Raw genomic sequence first — 2249 nt, 5'->3', positions numbered from 1 at the left:
CATCGAACAAGTCAACGGTGTTGATGTGTCGCCGATGAAGGTCATGGACGACACCGACAAGCGCGGCACTGAAGTCCACTTTCTGCCCGACACCGACATCTTCAAAGAGAACAACGATTTCCATTACGAAATCCTGAGCAAGCGCCTGCGCGAGCTGAGCTTTTTGAACAACGGCGTGCGCATTCGCCTCAAAGACGAGCGCAGCGGCAAGGAAGACGACTTTGCCGGCGCCGGCGGTGTGAAAGGTTTTGTCGAGTTCATCAACAAAGGCAAAACGGTTCTGCACCCCAACGTGTTTAACGCTATGGGCGACCGCCAGAGCGACCAGGGCACCAACATCGGTGTTGAAGTTGCCATGCAGTGGAACAGCGGCTACAGCGAACAAGTACTCTGCTTCACCAACAACATTCCCCAACGCGACGGCGGCACCCACCTGACGGGCCTGCGCGCCGCCATGACCCGCGTCATCAACAAGTACATCGACGACAGCGAACTGGCCAAGAAAGCAAAAGTTGAAGTCACCGGCGACGACATGCGCGAAGGCCTGTGCTGCGTGCTGAGCGTGAAGGTGCCTGAGCCCAAGTTCAGCAGCCAGACCAAAGACAAACTCGTTTCCAGCGAAGTACGCGGCCCGGTGGAAGACATCGTGAGCCGCCTGCTGCACGACTACCTGCAAGAGCGCCCCAACGACGCAAAAATCATCGTCGGCAAGATCATCGAGGCCGCCCGCGCCCGTGAAGCTGCCCGAAAAGCACGTGATATGACCCGCAGAAAAGGGGTTCTCGACGGCATGGGCCTGCCCGGCAAGCTGGCCGACTGCCAGGAAAAAGACCCCGCCATGTGCGAAATCTACCTGGTCGAGGGTGACTCCGCCGGCGGCTCTGCCAAGCAGGGCCGCGACCGTAAATTCCAGGCCATCCTGCCCCTGCGCGGCAAGATTTTGAACGTTGAAAAAGCCCGCTACGAAAAGCTGTTGACCAGCAACGAAATTTTGACGTTGATCATCGCCCTGGGCACCGGCATCGGCAAGGCCGGCGGCATTGGCGGCACGCCAGGCACCGACGACTTCAACGTTGCCAAGCTGCGCTACCACCGCATCATCATCATGACCGACGCCGACGTTGACGGCGCCCACATCCGCACGCTGCTGCTCACCTTCTTCTACCGCCAGATGCCCGAGCTTGTTGAGCGCGGCCACATCTACATTGCGCAGCCACCGCTGTACAAGGTCAAGGCCGGCAAGGAAGAGCAGTACCTCAAAGACACCGCAGCGCTTGACGGCTTCCTGCTGCGCATTGCGCTGAAAGATGCGTCTGTGCAAACCGGCGCTGAAGGCAGCACGGTATTGACGGGCGAGACGCTGGCGGAACTGGCCCGCAAGCACCAGCTGGCTGAATCCGTGATTGCCCGCCTGCGCGGCTTTATGGACGCAGAAGCCCTGCGCGCCATTGCCGACGGCGTGAGCCTGAACCTCGACACCGTGGCCGACGCTGAAGTGTCTGCCGTGACGCTGCAGGCCAAGCTGCGCGAGCTCAACACCACCGGCGCCCCCGCCGAAGTGGCCGGCGAGTTTGACACCCGCACCGACAAGCCCATTTTGCGCATCAGCCGCCGCCACCACGGTAACGTCAAGAGCAGCGTGCTGACACAAGACTTTGTGCACGGCGCCGACTATTCCACCCTGGCCGATGCAGCCGCCACCTTCCGCGGCCTGATCAGCGAAGGCGCAAAAGTCATGCGCGGCGAGGGCGAGCGCCAGAAGGAAGAAAAGATTGGCGACTTCCGCCAGGCCATGGCCTGGTTGATAGGCCAGGCTGAAAACGCCACTGCACGCCAGCGCTACAAGGGCCTGGGCGAGATGAACCCCGCCCAGCTGTGGGAAACCACCATGGACCCGACCGTGCGCCGCCTGCTGCGCGTACAGATCGACGACGCCATCGAAGCCGATCACGTCTTCACCATGCTGATGGGCGACGAAGTGGAACCACGCCGCGAGTTCATTGAACAGAACGCCCTGCGCGCCGCCAACATCGACGTCTAAGCGACCACTCAGCCCTTACTTGACACCATGACCGAAGAAACCAAAACAGCAGAGCGCCCAGCGCTGCCTGACCACCTCTCGACCGACGAGCGCAGCCCACACTTCGTCAGAGCGATCTTTGAGCACGACATCGGCATCCGCTTTAATGACAAAGAGCGCAACGACGTCGCCGAGTACTGCATCAGCGAAGGTTGGATCAAGGTGCCCG

The 2249-nt window shown here is 60.8% G+C and carries 2 protein-coding genes; both read left to right on the top strand.

The window, feature by feature from the left end; translation table 11 throughout:
• On the top strand, positions 1 to 2041 hold a 2041-nt coding region (locus tag AC1D1P_RS21440; RefSeq protein WP_477674362.1), incomplete at its 5' end, for a DNA gyrase subunit B.
• Positions 2042 to 2068: 27 nt separating this feature from the next.
• Positions 2069 to 2249: DUF3297 family protein (locus AC1D1P_RS21435; protein WP_477674361.1), on the top strand; the 181-nt coding region annotated here is incomplete at its 3' end.

The sequence above is a fragment of the Polaromonas sp. P1_E1_2 genome (assembly GCF_056406035.1).
The sequence above is the reverse complement of the archived record's forward strand: the minus strand, read 5'-3'. Positions and strand labels throughout refer to the sequence as shown.